17 protein-coding genes, 1 tRNA gene and 1 pseudogene are annotated in these 22,164 nt (G+C 68.6%); 8 read left to right on the plus strand and 11 right to left on the minus strand.

Going from position 1 to position 22,164, the window contains the following annotated elements; genetic code table 11:
* Positions 1–37 precede the first annotated feature (37 nt).
* The 3 genes and pseudogenes from ACTFO6_RS04110 to ACTFO6_RS04120 all read right to left on the minus strand — a co-directional run bounded on the left by ACTFO6_RS04110 (position 38) and on the right by ACTFO6_RS04120 (position 4,979).
* Positions 38–2,197 (minus strand): type I restriction-modification system subunit M, encoded by a 2,160-nt coding sequence (locus ACTFO6_RS04110; RefSeq protein WP_439933176.1) that lies wholly within the window; start codon positions 2,195–2,197, stop codon positions 38–40.
* A gap of 14 nt (positions 2,198–2,211) precedes the next feature.
* Positions 2,212–3,311 (minus strand): annotated as a pseudogene (locus ACTFO6_RS04115) (type I restriction-modification system subunit M); the annotation flags it as partial.
* A gap of 423 nt (positions 3,312–3,734) precedes the next feature.
* Positions 3,735–4,979, minus strand: coding sequence for an ATP-binding protein (locus tag ACTFO6_RS04120; protein WP_439933177.1), 1,245 nt, complete (start codon positions 4,977–4,979; stop codon positions 3,735–3,737).
* A 376-nt stretch (positions 4,980–5,355) separates the two neighbouring features.
* On the opposite strand from ACTFO6_RS04120, the gene ACTFO6_RS04125 reads away from it, so the two are divergent.
* The 6 genes from ACTFO6_RS04125 to ACTFO6_RS04150 all read left to right on the plus strand — a co-directional run bounded on the left by ACTFO6_RS04125 (position 5,356) and on the right by ACTFO6_RS04150 (position 13,315).
* Complete coding sequence (locus ACTFO6_RS04125; RefSeq protein WP_439933178.1) at positions 5,356–7,212, plus strand: RNB domain-containing ribonuclease; 1,857 nt, start codon at positions 5,356–5,358, stop codon at positions 7,210–7,212.
* Between the two features lie 406 nt (positions 7,213–7,618).
* Positions 7,619–8,542 (plus strand): energy transducer TonB, encoded by a 924-nt coding sequence (locus ACTFO6_RS04130; protein WP_439933179.1) that lies wholly within the window; start codon positions 7,619–7,621, stop codon positions 8,540–8,542.
* Between the two features lie 269 nt (positions 8,543–8,811).
* Positions 8,812–9,648 (plus strand): shikimate dehydrogenase, encoded by an 837-nt coding sequence (aroE, locus tag ACTFO6_RS04135; protein WP_439933180.1) that lies wholly within the window; start codon positions 8,812–8,814, stop codon positions 9,646–9,648.
* 19 nt (positions 9,649–9,667) lie between these two features.
* Positions 9,668–10,363, plus strand: a complete 696-nt coding sequence (gene mtgA / locus ACTFO6_RS04140) for a monofunctional biosynthetic peptidoglycan transglycosylase (RefSeq protein ID WP_439933181.1) — start codon at positions 9,668–9,670, stop codon at positions 10,361–10,363.
* Between the two features lie 101 nt (positions 10,364–10,464).
* Entirely contained in the window at positions 10,465–11,910 is a 1,446-nt protein-coding gene (gene mgtE, locus ACTFO6_RS04145) for a magnesium transporter (RefSeq protein WP_439933182.1), read from the plus strand.
* 7 nt (positions 11,911–11,917) lie between these two features.
* Positions 11,918–13,315 (plus strand): dihydrolipoyl dehydrogenase family protein, encoded by a 1,398-nt coding sequence (locus ACTFO6_RS04150; RefSeq protein ID WP_439933183.1) that lies wholly within the window; start codon positions 11,918–11,920, stop codon positions 13,313–13,315.
* A gap of 97 nt (positions 13,316–13,412) precedes the next feature.
* Here ACTFO6_RS04150 and ACTFO6_RS04155 read toward each other — a convergent pair whose 3' ends face one another.
* From ACTFO6_RS04155 to thiS, 5 genes are all read right to left on the minus strand, one after another.
* Positions 13,413–13,745, minus strand: coding sequence for a hypothetical protein (locus tag ACTFO6_RS04155; RefSeq protein WP_439933184.1), 333 nt, complete (start codon positions 13,743–13,745; stop codon positions 13,413–13,415).
* Positions 13,746–13,871: 126 nt separating this feature from the next.
* Positions 13,872–14,378, minus strand: a complete 507-nt coding sequence (locus tag ACTFO6_RS04160; protein ID WP_439933185.1) for an OsmC family protein — start codon at positions 14,376–14,378, stop codon at positions 13,872–13,874.
* A 29-nt stretch (positions 14,379–14,407) separates the two neighbouring features.
* Complete coding sequence (gene trmB, locus ACTFO6_RS04165; RefSeq protein ID WP_439933186.1) at positions 14,408–15,088, minus strand: tRNA (guanosine(46)-N7)-methyltransferase TrmB; 681 nt, start codon at positions 15,086–15,088, stop codon at positions 14,408–14,410.
* Between the two features lie 72 nt (positions 15,089–15,160).
* Entirely contained in the window at positions 15,161–15,961 is an 801-nt protein-coding gene (locus tag ACTFO6_RS04170) for a thiazole synthase (RefSeq protein WP_439933187.1), read from the minus strand.
* 73 nt (positions 15,962–16,034) lie between these two features.
* Positions 16,035–16,238, minus strand: a complete 204-nt coding sequence (gene thiS, locus ACTFO6_RS04175; RefSeq protein WP_439933188.1) for a sulfur carrier protein ThiS — start codon at positions 16,236–16,238, stop codon at positions 16,035–16,037.
* Between the two features lie 362 nt (positions 16,239–16,600).
* On the opposite strand from thiS, the gene ACTFO6_RS04180 reads away from it, so the two are divergent.
* Together ACTFO6_RS04180 and ACTFO6_RS04185 are read left to right on the plus strand one after the other, a co-directional pair.
* A tRNA-Gly gene (locus tag ACTFO6_RS04180) sits at positions 16,601–16,674 on the plus strand.
* 516 nt (positions 16,675–17,190) lie between these two features.
* Positions 17,191–17,799 (plus strand): hypothetical protein, encoded by a 609-nt coding sequence (locus tag ACTFO6_RS04185; RefSeq protein ID WP_439933189.1) that lies wholly within the window; start codon positions 17,191–17,193, stop codon positions 17,797–17,799.
* Between the two features lie 35 nt (positions 17,800–17,834).
* On the opposite strand, the gene ACTFO6_RS04190 is transcribed toward ACTFO6_RS04185, so the two are convergent.
* The 3 genes from ACTFO6_RS04190 to ACTFO6_RS04200 are packed head-to-tail and all read right to left on the minus strand — an operon-like array spanning position 17,835 to position 22,069.
* Positions 17,835–18,905 (minus strand): lipocalin-like domain-containing protein, encoded by a 1,071-nt coding sequence (locus tag ACTFO6_RS04190; protein WP_439933190.1) that lies wholly within the window; start codon positions 18,903–18,905, stop codon positions 17,835–17,837.
* Positions 18,902–21,412: an FtsX-like permease family protein gene (locus ACTFO6_RS04195; protein ID WP_439933191.1), complete on the minus strand. Its 2,511-nt coding sequence runs from the start codon at positions 21,410–21,412 to the stop codon at positions 18,902–18,904. The genes ACTFO6_RS04190 and ACTFO6_RS04195 overlap by 4 nt, the downstream gene beginning before the upstream one ends.
* The gene (locus ACTFO6_RS04200; RefSeq protein ID WP_439933405.1) at positions 21,413–22,069 is read right to left on the minus strand and encodes an ABC transporter ATP-binding protein; all 657 of its coding nucleotides are present in this window, start codon (positions 22,067–22,069) and stop codon (positions 21,413–21,415) included.
* Positions 22,070–22,164 lie beyond the last annotated feature (95 nt).

The following is a 22,164-nucleotide window of genomic DNA, read 5'->3' on the forward strand; positions in this document are numbered from 1 at the left end:
TGTCGGCACCCACGCGTACGTGCCGACGCTTTGCGCCCTACCGGTCGGCACCGCCTCCCGTCACCTCCGCCAGCATCCGCACGATGTCCGCCTCGATGGCGCGGATGTCGGCCTCGATCTCCTCGACGGGGCGAGGCGGCGTGTAGCGGTAGAAGTAGCGGTTGAAGTTGATCTCGTAGCCGACGACGCCGACGCGACCGTCCCGCGGGTCGCGCTTCCCGGTGTCGATCCAGGCATCCGGTACGTGCGGCCGGACTTCGCGGTCGAAGAAGGCTCGGACGCTGGCCGGAACGCCCGCCGCGTCGGCGGGATCGTCGCCTTCGGGCAGCGGCACGCTCTCGGTGTCACGCAGCTCGGGATCGGGCTCGGGATTGCCGTCCTTGTCGCGGCAGATCGCGGCGGTCTCGTCGCGCTCGGAGAGCGCCGACAGGATCGCCTTTTCGGCGGGCGCCGTAAGCTTGAGACCGGCCTTGCGGGCCGCCTCGCGGAGCACGCGCTCGAACTCCTCCCGATGCTTGTAGAGCGTATCGGGCAGACCGCGCAGGAGGGCGCGAATGGCGTCCTGCAGCTTCAATCCCTCGGCGCGTTCCTTCTCGCCGGCAGCGCCCTTCTTCTTCGATGTGGCGAGATTTTGAAATGCCTTCTCGTCGTCGAGTCGTGCGATCCGCTCCGGCGTCGCCTGGAAGTTGAGCTTCAGCGGCCGCTCGACCGTGATCTTGCGGAAGCCGAAGTGCGTGGTCGGGAAGATGCGGCTCACGACCACCTCTTCTTCCTTCCCGTCCTTCACGATCCGGCGCATGTCGCCGTCGCGGAAGTCGGCGAGGATCTTCAGGATGTCCTGCGCACGCTCCGGCGGGATCTCGCGGCGCTTGTCGCCGAGGCTCTTGCGCATCGGCACCCAGAAGCCGCTCGCGTCGATGAGCTGGACCTTTCCCTTGCGAGCCGCCGCCTTGCGATTGGTGACGACCCACACATAGGTCGCGATCCCGGTGTTGTAGAAGAGCTGCTCGGGCAGCGCGATCAGCGCTTCGAGCAGGTCATGCTCCAGGATGAATCGCCGGATTTCACTCTCGCCGCTGCCGGCGTCACCGGTGAAGAGCGGCGAGCCGTTCGTGATGATGGCGATGCGCGACCCGCCTTCCTTCGGGTCCTTCATGTGCGCGAGCATGTGCAGCAGGAACAGGAGCTGCCCGTCGCTGATCCGCGGCAGGCCCGGGGCGAAGCGGCCCGAAGCGCCGCGCTCGTGCTCGGCGCGCACGGCGTCCTCGTCGCGCTTCCAGTCCTTGCCGTAGGGCGGGTTCGCGATCATGTAGTCGAAGCTCCGCCCCGCGTGCTTGTCGTTGGAGAGCACGCTGCCGTAGGCGATGTTGTCCGCATCGCGTCCCGTCGGATCCTTCATGAAGAGATCGGACTTCGAGACGGCCCAGGTCTCCGGGTTGACCTCCTGGCCGAAGAGATGGATCTCCGCGTGCGGGTTGATCGGCGGCCGGAGCAGATCACCGTTCTTGCGAAGGCCGACGGTGACGTGTTCCTTGGTGATCATCAACATGCCGCCGGAGCCGCAGCAGGGGTCGTACACGGTGCAGACGATGCCCTTGCGGCGGATGCGCTCGGCGTCGCCAGCCAGCATCAGGTCCACCATCAGGTGCACGACGTCGCGCGGCGTGAAGTGCTCGCCGGGATTCTCGTTCAGCGCCTCGTTGAACTTCCGGATCAGCTCCTCGAAGATCGTGCCCATCGTCGGGTTGTCGATCCTGTCCGGGTGAAGGTCGACCTCCTTGAAGCGCTCGAGCACCTGGAAGAGAAGGCCCGCTTCATCGAGCTTGCTGATCGTGTTGTCGAAGTCGAACTTCTCGAGCACCTCGCGCATGTTGGGGCTGAAGCCGGCGATGTAGTTCCGCAGGTTGGCGGCGAGGTGCGGCGCGTCGGCGAGCAGCTTCTCGAAGTCGTAGCGCGAGGTGTTGTAGAAGGCGAAGCCCGATGCGCGCCGGAGCTGCGCATCGAGATCCTTGAGCCCCTTGCCTTTAAGCTCTGCCTGACGCTTGAGGACGGCGTCCTTCGTGTCGGCGAGCACGCAGTCCAGGCGGCGGAGCACCGTGAGCGGCAGGATCACGTCCTGGTACTTGCCGCGCTTGAAGGTGTCGCGGATGAGGTCCGCGACACCCCAGAGGAAGCTGACGATCTCGCTGTGGTTCATGGGCAGGTGCTCCGGTCTGCAGTGGGCGACGAACTGTCCTTCCAGCGCTTGTCGTCGCGCAGGCGCTCGCCGCCCCAGTCGGAGACGTTGAACGGCGGGTTGGCGAGGATGAAGTCGGCCTTGAGGTCGGGGAAGCGGTCGTTGTGGAAGGTGTCGCCGTGGGCGATCTGGCCCTCGATGCCGCGGATGGCGAAGTTCATCTTGGCCAGCCGCCAGGTCGTGTAGTTCGACTCCTGGCCGTAGATCGAGATGCCTGCCTGCCGCGCCGCCACGCTTTGCGGCGCAGGCAGGTCGGCCTTGGCCTTGCCGCCGTTGCCGTTGCCGTTCGCGTGCGCGCCTGCCTGTGCGTGTGCGCACGCAGACAGGCGGATGAACTCCACCGACTGCACGAACATGCCGCCCGATCCACAGCAGGGGTCGTACACGCGGCCGCGGTAGGGCTCGAGCATCTCGACCAGGAGCTTGACCACACAACGCGGGGTGTAGAACTCGCCGCCATTCTTCCCCTCGGCGCTCGCGAACTGCGAGAGGAAGTACTCGTAGACGCGGCCGAGCACGTCCTTGGCGCGGTTCGCCTCGTCGCCGACCTTGATGTCGCTGATCAGGTCGATGAGCTGGCCGAGGCGCGTCTTGTCGAGCGCCGGGCGGGCGTACTCCTTCGGCAGCACGCCCTTCAGCGCCGGGTTGTGGCTGCGGCCGCCGCTTCGCGGCTTGACGTGCGCTGCGCTCACGTCAGCCTGCGCCGAAACTTCGTTTCGCGCTCGATCGCGGCCATCGCGTCGTCCACGAGCTGGCCGATGGTCGGCTGCTTCGCCTGCGAATGGAGATACTCCCATCGGGCCTCAGGCGGCACCCAGAAGACGTTGTCCCCGCGGTACTCGTCCGGGTCTTCGGGGTCCGCGTTCTGGTCGCGCTGCGCTTCGAGCTTGGCGTGGTGCTCCTCGAAGGCATCCGAGATGTACTTGAGGAAGATGAGGCCGAGGACGACGTGCTTGTACTCGGCGGCGTCCATCGAGCCGCGCAGCGCATCGGCCATGCGCCACAGTTCGGCCTCGTAGCCCACAATGGCGCCGTTGTTCTTTGCCGTTTTCGCTTCGTTCTTCGATCTTGTCATCCCGTTCCTTGTGGGTCTTCTGGGTCTGGGAGCTGCTAGGGGTTTCCGAGCCGAGTCCGGGCACCGGCCCCATGCTCCGGTTGCCTGGGACAGGGGTGGATTAAACGCATTCCTTCCTCCTCTGGCAAGAGGCATCCCATCGGGATAGGGTTGAACTTCTCGGTGCCCCGAACCGGGGAGGGTATAGCGGGCGCGGGCGAGGCTTATTCACAGTGGGAGGGCTTCAGCGCCTGGGCCGCGGCGGCGCGTTGCGGGTCCCGGGCCCACCCCCCGGACGGAGCCGGCTAACGCGGTGGCGGCGATCAGGTGGGCGTCGAGGTCGCCGATGCCCTGGCTCATGAGCCGGTGCCGCTCGAGGAAGGCATGCGCTGCCGCGCCCTTGCGGCGGGCGTCTGCGACTGCGTGACGTCGGAAGTGTCTTCTTCACAACACCCTCCACCATGGCGCCGCGAGCACGCGGCGCGTGAGGGGGAAGATGTCCTCGCCGCCGTAGAGCAAAAGACCGCCATCGGCGCGGTCGGCGTATTCCTCGAGGAAGGTTTCCAGACCTTTGGCATCGGCAGGCAGCACGCGCGCGGCGGCCTTGACCTCGACGGGCAGGAGCCGACGGCTCGTCTCGATCACGAAGTCCACCTCGGTGCCCTCGGCGGTGCGCCAGTAGAGCACTTCGGGCCGCGGCGTCGTGAGTGCCCGCCAGGCGATGAGGTCGAGCAGCACCAGGTTTTCCAGATGCGCCCCGCGGGGCTCGGCTTCGCCGCTCAAGTGCAGGGCGAATGCGGTGTCGCACCAGTAGAGCTTGGGGGTTTTGATCAACCGTTTGGTGCGGTTGATGGCAAAGGCGGGCAGGCGGAAGGCGAGATAGCTCGCCTCGAGCACATTCAGGAAGCGATGCACCTGTGGCTGGCTGATGCCCACATCGCGGCCGAGCTCGGCCTGGTTGAGCAGCGAGCCCAGGCGCAGACAGGCGGCTTGCGCCAGACGGCGGAACTCCGCCAGGTTCTCTACCGCGCGCAGTTCGGGCAGATCGCGCTCGAGATAGGTCTGGAGGTAGCCGGAGAACCAGATGGCCCGCTCGTCGGCGGTGGACAGCTCGTGCGCGGGAACGGGGAAACCGCCGCGGCGCACGGCCTCCCGCCAGTCGGCGGGGGCGCGTCTTGCGCCCTCCAGCACGTCGCGCCACTTTGCCGCGCGAACGGCGAGGAGTTCGCTCCACACACCGGTCCTTCCGGCGCCGGCCAGCTCGCTCACCGTCAGGGGCCAAAGCGTCACATAGGCGGCGCGCCCGGCCAGCGTCTCGCCGATCTGCCGCAGCATGAGCAAGTTCGCCGATCCCATCAGCACAAAGCGTCCCGGGCGACGGGGCCGGTCGCGATCCACGGCGCGCTTAACGGCGATGAGCAGGTCTCTTGCGCGCTGCACCTCATCGAGTACGAGCGTGGAGGCGCGCGATACCAGCGCTTCGGGATCGGCCTCGGCCTGAAGCCGCAGGTCCAGGTCATCGAGCGTGAAGTACGGTCGAGCGGAGAGCTCGGGGTGCGTGCGAACGAGCGTGGTCTTGCCGGTCTGCCGCGCGCCCAGCAGCACCACGACGGGCATGACGCGAAAAGCCGCCTCGAGCGCGCGGGAAGCGGCGCGGGGGAGCACGGTGGCGTGCGGGCTCGATTCCATGGGCGTATGATAATCATACTCTAACGGTATTGTCTGACCGGCCAACCCTCGTCCGGCTGGGGTCGGCAAGGCTCCTCCGCTCGAGCCAGTAGCTCCGCGAAGTCGTCGTTCACGCTGGTTACGCCGAAGTCCGGCTCGCGCCGGAACGGCCGGCGCAGGGGGCGGACGCGGTGTCGGTCCTCGCCCCATCTATGGCGCCGGGAAAGAGGGCCGCGTTGCGAGGGTTTCGGTGGCGTAGGTTGAAGTGCGAGACGCGCCATCGTGCCCGCCCAGCCCCGCCTCCGGTATAATGCGCCCCCACTGATCCGGCTTGCGCCCCGTCCGCCGGCGCGGGCTTCCTCCCGAAGTGCCGCATTGCGCGGCCCCGATCCGTCCGATGAACGTCCTGTACGAAGAAAGCGGCACCCTCAAAGCCGGCGCCGTGCTCGCCGACAATGTGACCTCGCTCCACGTGGAGTCGCCCCACGGCAAGCGCACCAAGGTGAAGGCGGGGAACGTCCTGCTGCGCTTCGCCGAGCCCGCACCCCTGGCGCTGCTGGAGCAGGCCAAGACCCTCGCCGACACCATGGACCCGGACTTTCTCTGGCAGTGCTGCGGGAGCGAAGAGTTCGGGTTCGAAGACCTCGCCCGGGAGTATTTCGGCCATCCGCCGTCCCCGGTGGAGGCCGCCGCCGTGCTCCTGCGGCTGTGCGCCGCGCCCATGTACTTTTACCGTCGGGGCAAGGGCCGCTTCCAGGCGGCGCCGCCGGAGAACCTGAAGGCGGCGCTGGCGAGTCTGGAGCGCAAGCGCCAGCAGGCGGAGCGACAGGCCCAGTACGTGGAGGCGCTCAAGCGCTTCGAGCTTCCCGAGGCGTTCCGGCCCCAGGTCGCGCGGCTCCTGTACGACCCGGACAAGCAGTCCCTCGAGTACAAGGCGCTGGAAGCGGCCTGCAGCGAGTTGAAGCTCTCCCCCGCGCGGCTCTTCGAGCGCTGCGGGGCGCTCGCCTCCAGCCACGACTATCACCTGCAGCGCTTCCTGTATCAGTACTTCCCTCAGGGGACGGGATTCGATCCGGGCCTCGAGCCCGGGGCGCTCCCTGAGCTGCCCCTGGCCGAAGCGCGAGCCTTCTCCATCGACGATGTGACCACCACCGAGATCGACGACGCGTTCTCGGTCACCCGCCTTCCCGGCGGAGCCGTGCGGGTGGGCATCCACATCGCCGCGCCCGCCCTGTCCGTGACCCGGGGCTCGGCCCTGGACCAGGAGGCGCGGCGGCGGCTGTCCACGGTGTATATGCCCGGGGCCAAAATCACCATGCTTCCCGACGCGCTGATCGAGCGCCATAGCTTGAGCGAGGATGGGGACCGGCCGGCCCTCAGCATGTACCTGGACTTGAGCCCCGAGCTGGAGGTGCGCGCCATCGACAGCCGCCTCGAGCGGGTGCGCATCGCCGCCAACCTGCGCCACGACGCGCTGGAGGCGCAGTTTAACGAGACGAGCTTGGCCCAGGGGCGGCGCGATTATCCCTTCGCCGAGGAGTTGGCGCTCCTCTGGGCGCTCGCGAACCGGCTCCAGGCGGCCCGCGGCAAAAACGGGGAGAGCGAGCAGGCGCGGGTGGACTACAACTTCTACGTGGTGGACGACCGGATCACCATCACCGAGCGGCGCCGGGGTTCCCCCATCGACAAGGTGGTGGCGGAGCTCATGATCCAGGTGAACCAGGCCTGGGGCCGGCAGCTCGCCGAGGCAGGCTTCGCCGCCATCTACCGGGCCCAGGGCGCTTCCGGCGTGCGCATGACCACGGTGCCTTCGCCCCACCAGGGGTTGGGGGTGGAGCAGTACGCCTGGTCTTCCTCGCCCTTGCGGCGCTATGTGGACCTCATGAACCAGCGCCAGTTGATCGCGCTCATTTCGGGGGAGGCGCCGCCTTACGCCCAGGGAGACGAAGAGCTCTTGGCCGCCATGCGCGACTTCGAGGTGACCTACGACGCCTATGGCGAGTTCCAGCGCACCATGGAGCGCTATTGGTGCCTGCGCTGGCTCCTGCAGGAGGGGGTTCGGGCGACCGGCGCCGAGGTACAGCGGGAGGGGGTGGTGAAGGTGGACCGCATCCCCCTCTATCTGCGGGTGCCTTCCCTTCCGGAGCTTAAACCCGGCACCCGGGTGCGGATCGAGGTGGGGGAAATAGACCTGTGGGAGCTCACGGTGCAGGCCCGCTTCGCGGGCGTGGAGGCGGAGGCGCTTCGGGCCTGAGGGCAGCGGTGGGCAAGGGTCGGAAAATTCGTGCCGGTCTGCTCCCTCAGCGTGTAGAGTGCGCCTTGGCGCACCAGCGACCCGTGCGGCGCGGGCAGGCTGCGCTCTACGGACCGGTGACTGCGCGCACCCCATCCCCTTCCCAACCCCCCCTTGAAGGGGGAGGAGTACAAGTGCAGCCGGCCTCCTCCTTGAAGCGGAAGGAGCAGAAACGGGTAGTGAATTGTTGACGAACGGTGAACTCCGGACAGTAGAGGGGAATCCGTCTGCCCGAGGAGAAGGGGCCCGGCGAAAGCGCTTCCCGCGCCGGCGTGACTCACTCGAACGAAAGCTCTACAATCGGCGCAGCTTTCTTTTGTAGCACATTCTTCCGAAACCGATTCTTCGAGGACGTTTGGCCAGCGTGATGGCAGCACGAAAGCTCTTCGGGGCGGGCGGATGGCCCCGGGGCCACGCTTTCGATCCGTCCACCCGCATGGCCGTCGCCCTGGGGTTCTCGGTGGCGCTGCACGGCTTCGTCGCCTTCGGCGTGGGCTTCAAGCTCCCCGATCCCTCCAGGGTGGTGAACACCGCCCCTCCCATCGAGGTGATCCTGGTGAACGCCCGCACCCGGGAGGCGCCGGCCAAGGTGGAGGCCTACGCCCAGGCGAACCTGGACGGGGGCGGCAACACCGACGCCCCGCGCCGGGCCAAGAGCCCCCTTCCGGCGAAACAGAAAGACACGCCCTCGATGGAGCTCGCCCAAGCGGCGCGCCGGGTCCAGGAGCTGGAGCAGAAGGCCAGGCGCTTGATGGCCCAGGTGAAGGAGCAGGCGCCGCCGGCCCCCCCGCCTGCGGAACCGAAAGAGAGCGAAAAGGTGGAGGAGCCGCCCCAGCCCGAGCTTCCCGATGCTTCCGAGCTGATGGCCCGGAGCATGCAGCTCGCGCGCCTTCAGGCCCAGATCGAAAAGGACTGGGAGAGCTACCAGAAGCGTCCCCGGCGCAAGTTCATCGGCGCCCGGGCCACCGAATACCGCTTCGCCCGCTACGTGGAAGACTGGCGCATGAAGATCGAGCGGGTGGGCAACCTCAACTACCCGGACGAAGCCCGGCGCAACAAGATCTTCGGCAACCTGGTGGTGACCGTGTCCATCAAGTCCGACGGGGAGGTGGAGAAGGTGGAGATCAACCGCTCTTCGGGGCACAAGGTGCTGGACGAGGCGGCGCTGCGCATCGTGAAGCTAGCGGCCCCCTTCGCGCCGTTCCCCGAGAACATCCGCAAGGACACGGACATCCTGGTGATCTCCCGCACCTGGATCTTCACCCGCTCGGATCAGTTGATCGCGGAATGAAGGCATCGCAGGAGGACCCGGGATCGATGGTGCTGAAGCCTTTCGCTCCCTGTCGATGCGTTTCGCTTGCGCTCTGCGCGCCCTTTGGGAGACGGCGGCGTTCTGTAGGGTGCGCTTTAGGGCACCGCTGGGGAGCGTTCTTGCTCCTGCGCCGGTTGGCGGTGCGTTTCGCGGCGCTCAACGCACCCTACGGCGGGGTAGGCCTCTTGATCCGGTGCGTTTCGCTGCGGGCGGCGGTTCGTTTTTGATATTGATCTCCGATTCCTGAAATGCCCGACCGCTACGCCGTCATCGGTAACCCCATCGCCCACAGCCGCTCGCCTTGGATCCACGCCGAGTTCGCCCGCCAGACGGGGCAGGATCTGACCTACGAAGCGATCCTGGCGCCCCTGGACGGCTTCGCCCAGGCGGTGCGCGCCTTCCGCGATGCTGGCGGCCGGGGCATGAACGTGACGGTACCCTTCAAGCAGGAGGCGTTCGCCCTATCCGACGCCCGCACGCCCCGGGCGGAGCAGGCGGGAGCGGTCAACACTCTCACCTTCGAGAATGGGCGCATCCTGGGGGACAACACCGACGGGGCGGGCCTGGTGCGGGACCTGGAGCAAAACCTGGATTTTCCCCTGGCGGGGCGCCGAGTACTCCTCATGGGGGCAGGGGGCGCCGCCCGGGGGGTGCTGCTTCCGCTCCTCGCCCGGGGCGTAGCACGCCTCACGATCGCCAACCGCTCCGTATCCCGGGCGGAGGAGCTGGCGGCGATCGCCCGGGCGGCAGGGTATCAGGACGTGACGGCCCGGGGCTACGCCGCGCTTGCGGGCCAGGCCTTCGACCTGGTCGTCAATGGCACCTCCGTCTCCCTCGCGGGGGAGCTTCCGCCCCTTCCTTCCGGGACCTTCGCCCCCGGATCCCTGGCCTACGACCTGGTCTATGGCCGGGGGACGACCCCGTTCCTGCGCTTCGCCCGGGCGCGGGGGGCGGGGCGCATCGCCGACGGGTTGGGGATGCTGGTGGAGCAGGCGGCCGAATCCTTCCTGGTATGGCGGGGAGTGCGGCCGGCGACCCGGCCGGTGATCGAGCGGCTCGCGCGGGAGCTGCCGCCCCTGGATTGAGGGGGCCGGGGCATTCGCCATGAAGGGGCTCGGCCGCTTCATTCTGCGCGTGGCGTTGCTCGCCCTGGTGGCCTTCATCGGCTACCAGCTCTGGATCTTCGGCCACGTCCTCTATTGGAACACCTTCAATCCGCAGAGCACCGCTTTCATGGAGCGGCGGCTTGCGGAGCTGCGCCGGGAGCATCCCAACGCCCAGCTCAAGCACCGGTGGGTCCCCTACGGGCGGATCTCGCCCCATCTCAAGCGGGCCATCGTGGCGGCGGAGGACGCCCGGTTCCTGGAGCACGAAGGCTTCGACTTCGAGGCGATTCAGAAGGCCTACGAGAAGAATCTGAGGGAGGGACGCATCGTGGTGGGGGCTTCCACCATCAGCCAGCAGCTCGCGAAGAACCTTTTCCTGTCGCCGGAGCGCACCCCCTGGCGCAAGGCGCAGGAAGCCCTCATCACCGTCATGCTGGAGGCGGTGATGAGCAAGCGCCGCATCCTGGAGATCTATCTCAACGTGATCGAGTGGGGCAACGGGGTGTTCGGCGCTGAGGCCGCCGCGCGCCACTACTTCGGCACGTCCGCCGCGGCCTTGAGCGAGTGGCAGGCAGCGCGGCTCGCCGCCATGGTGCCCAACCCCCGCTACTACGACCGCCGCCGCAATACCCGCTGGCTCGAGCGCAAGACCGAGATCATCCTCGCTCGCATGCCCGCGGTTCAGGCCCCCTAGACGCCTCGCGTGTTTTCTTGGTGGCTGGCGCGACCTTCGCGTCAGCCGTTCGACCGCCCCTGCGTTTATCGCCTAGAATTCCAGCATTCTCTTTGAAGCCCATGAGCGAAGTCGAGGAAACCAGGCGCGCGTCGGAGGCGCCCCAAAGCGACCTCCAGGAGGTGATCGACCTGCTCCACAAGCACGAGCTGGTGGAGAACATGGTCCATCGCCAGGAGATGCCGCGCCACGAGATGGTGGAGCAGCTCGTGCACAAGCAGCACCTGACGGAGCTGCAGAAGAAGCTGGATGCCATGCACCCCGCCGACGTGGCCCGGCTGCTGGAGGTGCTGCCCCTGGAGCAGCGCCTGCTGGTGTGGGACCTGGTCAAGGCCGAGCGCGACGGGGAGATCCTGCTGGAGGTCTCGGACGCGGTGCGGGAGAGCCTCATCCAGAACATGGATGAGGCGGAACTGCGGGCCGCCGCCCAGACCCTGGACACGGACGAGCTGGCGGACCTAGCCCCGGACCTCCCGCCCCAGGTGATCGAGGAGGTGATGCTGTCGCTGCCGGCCGAGGAGCGGGCGCGGCTGCAGTCGGCCCTGTCCTATCCCGAGGACAGCGTCGGGGCGCTCATGGACTTCGACATCATCACCGTGCGGGAGGACGTGACCCTGGAGGTGGTGCTGCGCTACCTGCGCCGGCTGGACGAGTTTCCCGATCAGACCGACAAGCTGTTCGTAGTGGACCGCACCGGCACCCTGAGGGGGGTGCTGCCCATCCAGCGGTTGCTGCTCCACGACCCGGAGACCGTGGTCAAGGAGGTGATGGAGCAGGACATCGTCACCTTCCGGCCGGAGGACAAGGCGCGGGACGCGGCCAACGCCTTCGAGCGCTACGACCTGGTGAGCGCGCCGGTGGTCTCCGCCGACAACAAGATCGTGGGACGGATCACGGTGGACGCGGTGGTGGACTACATCCGGGAGAAGTCCGAAGCCGAGGTCCTGGGGCTCGGGGGCCTGGAAGAGGAGGAGGACCTCTTCGCCCCGGTGATCAAGAGCGTGAAGAACCGCTGGGCCTGGCTCGCCATCAACCTGGTGACCGCCTTCATCGCCTCCCGGGTGATCGGCATCTTCGAAGGCACCATCGCCCAATTGACCGCCCTGGCGGCCCTCATGCCCATCGTCGCCGGCATCGGGGGCAATTCAGGCAATCAGACCATCACCATGATCGTGCGGGCCCTGGCCCTGGGGCAGATCACCCGGGAGAACGCCAGGAAGCTGTTCCTCAAGGAGATCGCCGTCGCCCTGGTGAACGGCGTCGTCTGGGGGGGGGTGGTGGGGCTGTTCGCCTACGCCATCTACCAGAGCGTGCCCCTGGGGCTGGTGATGATGGCCGCCATGATCCTAAACCTGTTGCTCGCAGCGGTAATGGGAGTGACGATCCCCCTCGTCCGCTATCGGCTCGGGGCCGACCCGGCCGCGGGTTCCAGCGTGATGATCACCGCCATCACCGACAGCGGCGGGTTCTTCATTTTCCTGGGACTGGCGACCCTCTTCCTCACCTGAGGCCTGCATGGGGAATTTCGACCTGGCGGTGATCGGCTCGGGGCCCGGGGGCTACCGGGCCGCGGTGCTGGCCGCCCTGCGGGGGCTCACCGTCGCCATCGTGGAGAAGGGGCAGTGGGGCGGCACCTGCCTCAATCGGGGCTGCGTGCCCAAGAAGGCCTGGCATCACACGGCGATGCTGATGGCGGAAAGCGCCCGGTTCGCGGACCGAGGCGTGGAAGGCCGGCTGCGGGCGGATCTCGCCGGGGCCTGGCAGCACCAGCGCCGCGTGGTGGCGGAGGTGCGGGAGAGCTACGTAAATTACATGAAGCGCCTGGGCATCCGGGCGTTCACGGGAGAAGCCCGCCTGCGGGATGCCCACACCGTGGCGGTAGGCGGCGAAGCGTTCACCGCGGACCACCTGATCCTCGCCACGGGCTCCGTGCCCTTCGTTCCCAACACCTTGCCCAGAACCGAAGGCCGCATCCTCACCACCGACGACCTGTTCGATTTCCCGCCGCCGCCAGGGCGGCGGGTGGCGGTAGTGGGAAGCGGTGTGGTGGGCACCGAGATGGCCTTCATCCTCGCCATGCTGGGCTGCGAAGTCCTGTGGCTCACCCATGCCGAGCCCCTCTCCCGCGCCGGCTTCAGCAGGCCGGCCTTGAAGCTGCTGCGGGAGCGCCTCGTTGGTTTCGGCGTCGCCCCCCGCACCCGCTCCCGGGTGCGGGGGGCCCGGATCACGGCGGAAGGCGTGGTGCTCATCCTTCCCGACGGGTCCGAGGAGCGGGTCGACTGGGTGCTCCTCGGCAGCGGGCGTATTCCTTGCACCGCCGGGCTGGGGCTTGAGACGCTGGGCGTGAAGACCGACGCTGCCGGGTTCGTGGTGGTGGATGAGGCCCAGCGCACGAGCGTTCCCCATATCTTCGCCATCGGCGACGTGGCCAACCCCGCCATGACCTCCAACCACGCCCTGGCGGAGGCCAGCGTGGCGGTGGCCAATATCCTGGCGCCCGACTCCCGGCGGCGGGACGCGGAGGCGGTGCCGACGCTCGTCTACTCGGCCCTGGAATTGGGACGGGTGGGACTCAACGAGGACGAGGCGGAGGCCCGGGACCTGGAGCCGGCGGTGGGCTTCGCCGCCTTTGAGGCGAATCCCGCGGCCCTGGCCCAGGACGCGCCGGAGGGTTTCGTTCGGCTCGTGGCGGACGCGGATGGCGGGACGCTCCTCGGCGCGGAGGTGGTGGGGCGCCAGGCGGACGAGCTCATTCATGTGATCGCCCGGGAGCTGCGCAATCCCCGCGCCCTTGCGAGCCTCGCCCGGGCCTTCTACAACCATCCCACCCGGGCCGAGGAGTTCCTGAACGCGGTGGAGACCCTGGCCGCCAAGTGGGCCCTGCAGGGGCCGGTCTTCGGCGACGGCGGGTAAAAAAAGAGGCCGCGTTGCCGCGGCCTTTTACTCCCCTTTACGCCCCCTGACGTTCACCGGGCAGGGGTCTTTCGAGACCGCTGCCCGAGCCCGTACTTCAATCGTCCCGATGCTTACCCTTGCGATGACCCAGATGCAGCCCGTTGTCGTGGCGCTTGGGCTTTACGTAGACCACTTCCTTTTCCACGATCACCTCCTTCTGGACCACGGTGCGCTCCTTGGGCCGGTCGGTGGCAATCGCCGCCCCTGCCGCCCCGCCCACGGCGCCGCCCACGATGGCGCCGGTGCGCCCGCCCACGGCGGACCCCACGGCGGCCCCGGCGCCGCCGCCGATGGCGCCGCCCAGCACCGCCGCACCGTCCACTTCCGCTAGGGCCGGGCAACTGAGCAGGGCCAGAAGGGCCAATGGAATGACTCGGGTGTGCTTCATGATCGTCCTCCCTGGTGACGGGAACCGTTCCCGCCGGAAGGACTAGCAAAAATCGCCCCTGCCGCTAAGTCGTTGATGCGTCGATAGTCGGGCGGGCGTGGGAGGGGCTGAGATGACCGCCCAGCGTCAGGATCGGCAAACGGTGGTCAGGGTCGCCGGGGGGTTGCGCAGGGTCTGGTAGACCACGCAGTAGCGCTCGGTCAGGTTGAGGAGCTTGGCGAGCTGCTCGTCCGAGGCGTCGGTGTCCAGATCGAAAGTGAGCCGGATGGCGCGAAAGCCCACGGGGGCGTCTTTGGCGACGCCCAAGGTGCCACGGAAGTCCAGATCCCCTTCGGCGGTCACCGTGCCGCCCCGGACCTCCAGCCCGAGGGCGGTGGCCACCGCCTTCAAGGTCACCCCGGCGCAGGCCACCAGCGCTTCCAGCAGCATGTCCCCCGAGCAGGCGGCCATGCCGTCTCCCCCCGTGGCCGGATGCAACCCCGCCTCCACCATGCGCTTGCCCGTCTCCACTTTGCAGGCGATGCCCTCGCCGATACGCCCTTCCGCCCGCAGGGTGACCAGGGCAGCCTCGGGCGCTTCCCGATACCTGTCTTTGAGGGGCGCCTGCAGCGCCCGCAGCTCGTCTGCGTTCATCTCGCTTCCTCCTTTTTCAGCGCGGGCCGTCAAACCCGTCGAAACAGGACGTCCCACACGCCGTGGCCCAGGCGCCGGCCCCTTTCTTCGAACTTGGTGGGGGGGCGGGAGGCCGGGCGCGGGGCGAAGCCCGTTCCCGCCGCGTTGGCGAGCCGCGGCTCCCCGGAAAGCACCGCCAGGATGTGCTCCGCGTAGTCCTGCCAGTCGGTGGCGAGGTGGAGGTAGCCGCCGGGCTTCAAGCGCTCCGCGAGCAAGGCTACGAAGGGCGGCTGGATCAGGCGGCGCTTGTGATGGCGTTTCTTGGGCCAGGGATCGGGAAAGAAGATGTGTATCCCGTCCAGGCTTCCCCGGGGAAGCATCCATTCCAGTACGTCCACCGCGTCGTGCTGGATCACCCGTACGTTGGCGAGCCCCAGGATCTCGATCCGGTTGAGCAGGCTTCCCACCCCGGGGGAGTGCACTTCGATCGCCAGGTAGTCCTTGTCCGGATTTTCCTGGGCGATGGCCGCGGTGGTCTCCCCCATGCCGGAGCCGATTTCCACGATCTTCGGCGCGGCGCGCCCGAACAGGCCGACGAGGTCCAGGGGCGCCCGGGCGAAGGGCACCCCGTACCTGGGCAACAGGGTCGCGTGGGCCCGGGCCTGGGCTCGGGTCATGCGGCCCTGGCGCAGGACATAGCTGCGGATCGAGCGTTCCGGGAAACGGTCCATGTCGATGTCCGATGCCGGCGTACAGTCCGCGGGCGGGTGCAGCGCCGGTCCCGCGCTGCCAGCTCCTCGGCGTCAGGCTGCCTTGTGCTTGGCGCCGGAGATGAGCCCCGTGGTGGGGGAGCTGGGGGTCGCCGAGTAGAGCTTCTTGGGCATGCGCCCGGCCAAGTAGGCCGCGCGGCCGGCTTCCACCGCCAGCTTCATCGCCTCGGCCATCAGCACCGGGTTCTTCGCCGCGGCGATGGCCGTGTTCATGAGCACCCCGTCGCAGCCCAGCTCCATGGCGATGGCCGCGTCCGAGGCTGTACCCACGCCGGCATCCACCAGGATCGGCACCTTGGCGTTCTCGATGATGATCGAGAGATTCCAGGGATTGAGGATGCCCATGCCGGAGCCGATCAAGGAGGCGAGGGGCATAACGGCGCAGCAACCGATCTCCTCCAACTGCCGGGCGATGATGGGATCGTCCGAGGTGTACACCATCACGTCGAAGCCTTCCTTCACCAGGATCTCGGCCGCCTTGAGCGTTTCCACCACGTTGGGATAGAGGGTGTGGGGATCCCCCAGCACTTCCAGCTTGACCAGCTTGTGGCCGTCCAGCAGCTCCCGCGCCAGCCGCAGGGTGCGCACCGCGTCCTCGGCGGTGTAGCAGCCGGCGGTGTTGGGCAGCAGGGTGTACTTGCTGGGAGGCAGATAGTCCAGGAGGCTCGGCTCGTGGGGATTCTGGCCGATGTTGGTGCGGCGGATTGCTACCGTCACGATCTGGGCGCCGCTCGCCTCGATGGCGGCGCGGGTCTCCTCGAAGTCCTTGTACTTGCCGGTCCCCACCAGGAGCCGGGACGAATAGGCGGTGCCTGCGATGACCAGTGGATCCATGGGCGCGTCTCCGAACGGGGAGAAACAGGAACTCAACGATGACATGAGCCCGGGCCGATGCCCTTGACCCGGGTCAACCGCCGCCGACCGCCACCACGATTTCCAGCCGGTCGCCTTCCTGCAGACGCTCCTCTTGGAAGCGGCTGCGGGGCACGATCTCGCCGTTTTTTTCCAGGGCGATGCGCTTACCGGCGAGCTGCAGCTCGTCGATGAGCTGGGCCACCGTAATGCCGGGGGCGAACCGGCGGGGTTCCCCGTTCACCGTAAGCTCGATCATGGCGTGGGAGCGTCGAAGTATCGAATTCAGAGCATTATTTTACCACCGGCGAGCGCCTCGTTCTCAGCGCCGGGCGGGCGAATTTCAAATCCGGCAGGGAATGGGGTAGACTGTGGCCGCCCTGGGCGGGTGTAGTTCAATGGTAGAACATCAGCTTCCCAAGCTGAGAACGTGGGTTCGACCATTCGACGTCCGGTGGACGTCGAATGGGACGTCGGGCCGGTCGAGGCCCGGCGGTCCCGAGCCGCCTGAGGCGGCGAGGGATGCCCGGATCGCGGAGGCAACGCGAGCCGGGCACATTCCCATCACCCGCTGGATTTCCGGCGAGGTGGGAAGGGGAGGAAAATAGCCGAGTCCGCCGTGCGGGTGTAGTTCAATGGTAGAACATCAGCTTCCCAAGCTGAGAACGTGGGTTCGATTCCCATCACCCGCTCCAGAAACCCAAGGGCCCTCCGCGGAGGGCCCTTGGGTTTCTGGAATGTGGGGAAGGGTGAAGTACCCACCCGGGTTCGACAACCGGAGGTCCGGTGGACCTACGGTTGGACGTGGGCCCGTCCACGGGCCCACGGTCCCGAGCGGCATCGCCGCGAGGGATGCCCGGATCGCGGAGGCAACGCGAGCCGGGCACATTCCCATCACCCGTCGGGGTGTGCGGATTGCGGTTTGATGCGTGGGCGGCCGCGAAGCCGCTGACAGCGGCGAGGGATGTCCGGATCGCGGAGGCAACGCGAGCCGGGCGCATTCCCATCACCCGCTCCCATCCAGAAACGCTTCCGCTTCGTCCTGCAAGACCCATTCGAAGCGGTTCCAGCGACGTCTACCGCCTTCGCCCGCCTCTCTTAGATCTTTGTCTTTTCGCGACTTCGTTTCGATAGCTGACAAGCGCGGGACAACGGCCTACTATCGAAGTGGACCATGGGTTTGCACACCTGGGTTGAGCGAGAGTCCGACGATGGCTGATAGCAGAAACCGCAACCCGGAAGATCTGGAGTTGCGTAAGCTCCTTCCCCGTTACGTTAAAGGACATCTGACCGGCCCGATGCTGGCGCGGGTGGAGGCTTTCCTTGCCCGCTCCCCCGACGCGCGGGCGGAAGTGGAATGGCTGAGGCGGCGGGAACGGGAGGCTCAAGCGAGTGTTGGACCGCGAAGCCGGGACGCCGCCTTCGCCCGCTTCATGCAGCAGCTCGTGCCTTCGGCCCCGGTTCCCGTTCCGGCGGCACCCCCGCGGCGCCGCGGCCGGCCCCGCTGGCTTACCCCCATGTTCGGCATCGCGGTGACGGTGGCGGCGGTGGAGGCGGCCCTGATCGGGGCGCTGCTCCATGAACGGGAAGCCGCGACCCCTGTCCAGGTCGGGGGCGCCCGGCTCACCGTGACCTTCCATCACGAGGCGACGGAAGGTCAGATCCGGGAGCTGCTCCAGAGCGTGGGGGCGACCATCGTCTCCGGTCCGGGAGCGGGGGGCGCCTATACGCTGGACGTGGCCACCGGCCAGGCCGAAGCCGCCACCGCCCACCTGGCGAAGCGCCGAGAAGTAGTCCGGAGCGTGGGGCCTGCCGATTGAGCGCAGGGGGTTCGTCGCTGACGTTCCATTGACCGCTAAAACCTCAACGCCCTGCCATAGCCGGTCAGCTCCAGATAACCGCGCCCCACCAGGCGGCCCGCTTCCAGCGCCTCCACCGCGCCCTCCCAGTAGAGGGTGCCGGTGCTTGCCCGGGCGTCGTTTTCCTGATCATCCATGAGGGGCCGGAGTTTAAGCTCTAGAGACCCCGTCCGCACCGTCCAGTCCACCGGATAGCCGATCCCGGAACGGGGGCTCGCCCAGCGGCGCCCAGGAATGAAGACGACCTCGTCGGGCCCGAAGGTGCGAACGCTCCCGTCGGGGCGCCGCAGGGTGCCCCCCGCCCAGTGGGTCCCGCCTTTCCGGTCGCGCATGCGGAAGGCCATCAGCGCCCCCCCGTCCAGGAGATTGATCCCGATCCAGTCCCAGCCCACCGCGGCCTCGTCCATGAGCCGGCTCGACCACTCGTGGTCGAGCCAGGCTTCCCCGGTCACCGTCCGGCGGCGCCCGTCCCGCTCCACGGTGCCCGCGACCCGCAGGTGGGGCAGGCTGTAGTAGTAGCTCGCCGAGTGCTCCTCGGGCCCCTTCTGGCTGAAGCCGTCCCGTCCCTGCAGCAGGGGCGGCTGGGTGGGCTCGAAGGCGAGATCCAGGCGGAATCCCTGGGCGGGGATCACGGCCCGGTAGCGGCTGCCTTCCTGGATCAGGGTCCAGTCGTCGATGGCGAGATCTACCCGACCCTGCCGGGCGTAAGCCAGGCCGAAGCCCTCCCGGGCCGCCCGCTGGTCATGGAGCAGCCGCCCTAAGGCGGGGTCCGAGAGGGCGGCGTGGGCGGCCAGGACCTGGCGCGGCGCGAATCGACTGGGATTTTCGCTGGCAAAATCCGGCCGGCTGCGGAAAAAGGTGACCTGGAAGCCCAGCCGGGCCCCGTCCTCGGCAGTGAGCCACCCGGTCACGTACCACCATTCGATGCGGAACGCCGGGTGGCTGCCCTCGTCGGCAGGAAACGAGATCTCCCGGCCCGGCGTGACCGGAGGATACTCGATCCCCGCTGCCGCCAGAGCGGCGAAACCCAGCAGCGCCAGCCCGAACAAACCCTTAAGGCTCCTCACCAGTCCTCCCGCACCGCCCGCACCACCTCCATGCCCGTGGCCTGGCGGCCGCTCGCCACGGCGGTCACCGCCGCGGCGGCGACCAGACCCGCCGCCAGGAGCACGAGCAGCCCCCAGGGGGGATGGAGATCCATGCTCCAGTGAAACGACTGGCGGTTGACTACGTGGATCAGAATCAGGCCCACCACGAATCCCAGCACGTTGCCGGCCAGGACACCGGTGAGGCCCCACACCCCGCCCTCGAAGGCCAGCATGGCCCCGATCTCCCGGCGGGTCATGCCCACGTGGCGCAGCATGCCGAACTCCCCCCGCCGGGCCAGCACCTGGCTGCTGGCGGCGGCGCTTACGCCGAAGAGCCCGATCAGCAGCGCCACGGCTTCCAGGGCGTAGGTGACGGCGAAGGTGCGGTCGAAGAGGGCGAGGGAGGCGGCCCGGATGTCCCCCGGGACGCTCACCTCGAAGGCGGCTTCCGGCCGCCGCTGCCGCAGACCTGCGGCCACCCCATCGGCCGTCGCCCCCGGGGCGAGCCACAGGGTGGCGGTGGTGGCACGGGGATCGCCAGTGAGCCGCCGGTACAGGGCCAGATCCAGGACCGCCGCGCCCTCCGGCCGGGCGTAGTCCCGCCAGATCCCCTGCACCTGGAAGGCCACGGGGCGCCCGGCAAGGGGCAACTCCAGGCGGCTGCCCGGCGCGAGGCCGTAGAGATCGGCGAAGGACTCGGACACCCAAAGGGGATCGACCTCTTCGGGCTGGGCGGGGGCCTCCCGGGTGAGCCACAGGCGCTCCCGGGCCTCGTTAAGGCCCATGGGCCGGGCGATCAGGGTGACGGGGGGACGGTCGGGGGCCAGGACGATTTCCACCGAGCGGGACAGCTCGAAGCGAGCCACACCGGGAAGACCCGCTAAAGTCTCCTGGAAGGCCACGTCCAAGAAGGCGGATTCCCCGGCGAAGCCGGCGCGCAGATAGAGGTCTCCGGGCAGCACTTTTTCCAGCCAGGCGTCCAGGGAGTGGCGGAAGGAGGCCACCATGATGGCCATGGACACCATGAGGCTGCCGCTCACCAGCACCGCCGCCACCGACAACGTCACCTGGCCCGCGCTGCCTTTGAGGTGGGCGGCGGCCACCTGGGTCCATGCCGGCCCGCGGACGGGAAGCGCATCGAAGGCGCGGCGGGTGAGGGCCGGCAGCAGCAGCACCGCCCCCAGGAGGAGCAAGGCGATGGCGGCGTAGCCCCCCAGGGGCAGCCCGTCCACCGGGGGCAGCCCGAGGAGTGCGACGGCGAGCCCCAGGGCTACCGTCCCCGGCGCGCGCCAGGGGAGGCGGGCGAGGGGCCGCTCTTCGTCCCCTGCCTTGAGGGCCTGGGCCGGCGCTACCCGAGCCGCCTCCAGGGCCGGGGCGAGGGCCCCCAGGACGGAAACCCCAACCCCCAGGACGAAGAAGCCCGCCCAGGTCCAGGGGGTAGCCCGCACCCGGGAGGCGAGGTGCGGAAAATATCCCGCCCCCAGGTCGGCGCCCAGGGTCGCCAGGACGAAAGCCGCCAGGGCGTAACCCAGGGCCACCCCCAGGGCGGCGCCCACGGCCCCGAGGACCGCCCCCTCCGCCAGGATCCAGCGGGCGAGGGCCCCCCGCGCCGCCCCCAGGGCCCGCAGCAGGGCCAGTTGCCGCCGGCGCCGCAGCACGGAGAGGGCCTGGGTGGAAAAGACCAGGAACCCGCCGGTGAAGAGGGCAATCAGGGAAAGGGCGGTCAGGTTCACCCGGTAGGCCCGGGAGAGGCTCAGGGCTTCCCGGGCCTCCAGCGCCGGGGTGGTCACCTGCACGTCGGGGGGGAGCCGCTGCGCCAGAGCGGCGCGAACCTCCGCCGGCTCGGCGCCGGGGGCGAGGCGCAGGTCGATGCGGGAGAGCCGCCCCAGCCGGTCGAGCCTCCACTGGGCGGCGGCGATGTCCATGACCCCGATGGACTGGGAAAAAGCGCTTCCGGGAAGTAACCCCGCCACCCGCAGTTCCACCGGACGGGTGCCCACCCGCACCGGGAGCCGGTCGCCCTCTCGAAGCCCAAGCGCTTGGGCCGCGGCGGGGCTCAAGTACAAGGCATCGTCGCTAAAGATGTCGATGGGGGAACCGCCTTCGCCGGTGGAAAGGGCTGGCAGGAGCCGCCCGGCCCGCAGGGGATCCAGCCCCTGGATGCGCAGGGTTTCCCGGCGCCCCTCAAGCCGCGCTTCCACTTCCACCAGCGGGCTCGCGAGCTTGACGCCCGGGGTGCGGGCCACCATCGGAAAGAGCTCCTCGTCGAAGCCTTCGCTCCCCCCTTGCACCACCAGGTCCGCCTCGCCGAAGAGGGCCCGGGTGGCGGCGTGGACTTCCGCGGCGGCGGTGCCGTGGATCAGGTGGATCGCCATTCCCAGGGCGACGCCCAGAGCGATGGCCACGACGGACAGGGCGGTGCGGCCCGGCGCCTGGAACAGGGGCCCGAGCACGGCGGCCCGGGCGATGAGGCGGGCGGTTCCCATTCAGCGGGTTTGGGGCGCGAGCCCCTCGGGTCCCAACACGTAGACGCGCTGGGCCGTGGCCGCGGCCCGCTCGGAATGGGTGACCAGGATGGCAGCGGCGCCGTCCTGCTGAAGTTGCTCCTTCATCACGCCTAGCACCTGGGCAGCGGTGCGCGGGTCCAGGTTGCCCGTGGGCTCGTCCGCCAGCACCAGGGCCGGCCGGTGGACCAGGGCCCGGGCGATGGCCACCCGCTGGGCCTCGCCGCCGGAGAGCTCCCGGGGATAGCGCCGGGCCTTGCCTGCGAGCCCCACCCGCTCGAGCAAGCGCTGCACCCGGTCCGGATCGTCCAGGGCATTCAAGGCGAGGGGCAAGGCCACGTTCTGAGCCACCGTCAGGTGGGGCAGCAGGTGGAAGGCCTGGAACACGAAGCCCATGCGGCGGCGGCGCAGGCGGGTGCGCTCGTCGTCGTCGAGCCGGGTGAGGTCCACCCCCTCCAGCACCACGCGTCCCGCATCCGGTGTGTCCAGGCCGGCGATCAGGTTGAGCAGCGTGGATTTGCCCACGCCGGATTCCCCCATGATGGCCACATATTCTCCGGGAGCGAGATCGAAGGCGACGCCCCGCAGCACCGGCGCGCCGGGATGATAGGCCTTGGTGAGATCGCGGACCTGGAGCATGAACCAGTAGAAGGGCGGGCGCGGCGGCGAGTTCACCGCGGCAGAGCGCCTTTCCCTCGCTGCGCGATATGATACGCTGGAGCCCGTTGCGAAAG

It is taken from the genome of Pelomicrobium sp. G1 (assembly GCF_051905455.1).
Classification (GTDB): Bacteria; Pseudomonadota; Gammaproteobacteria; order Burkholderiales; family UBA6910; genus Pelomicrobium.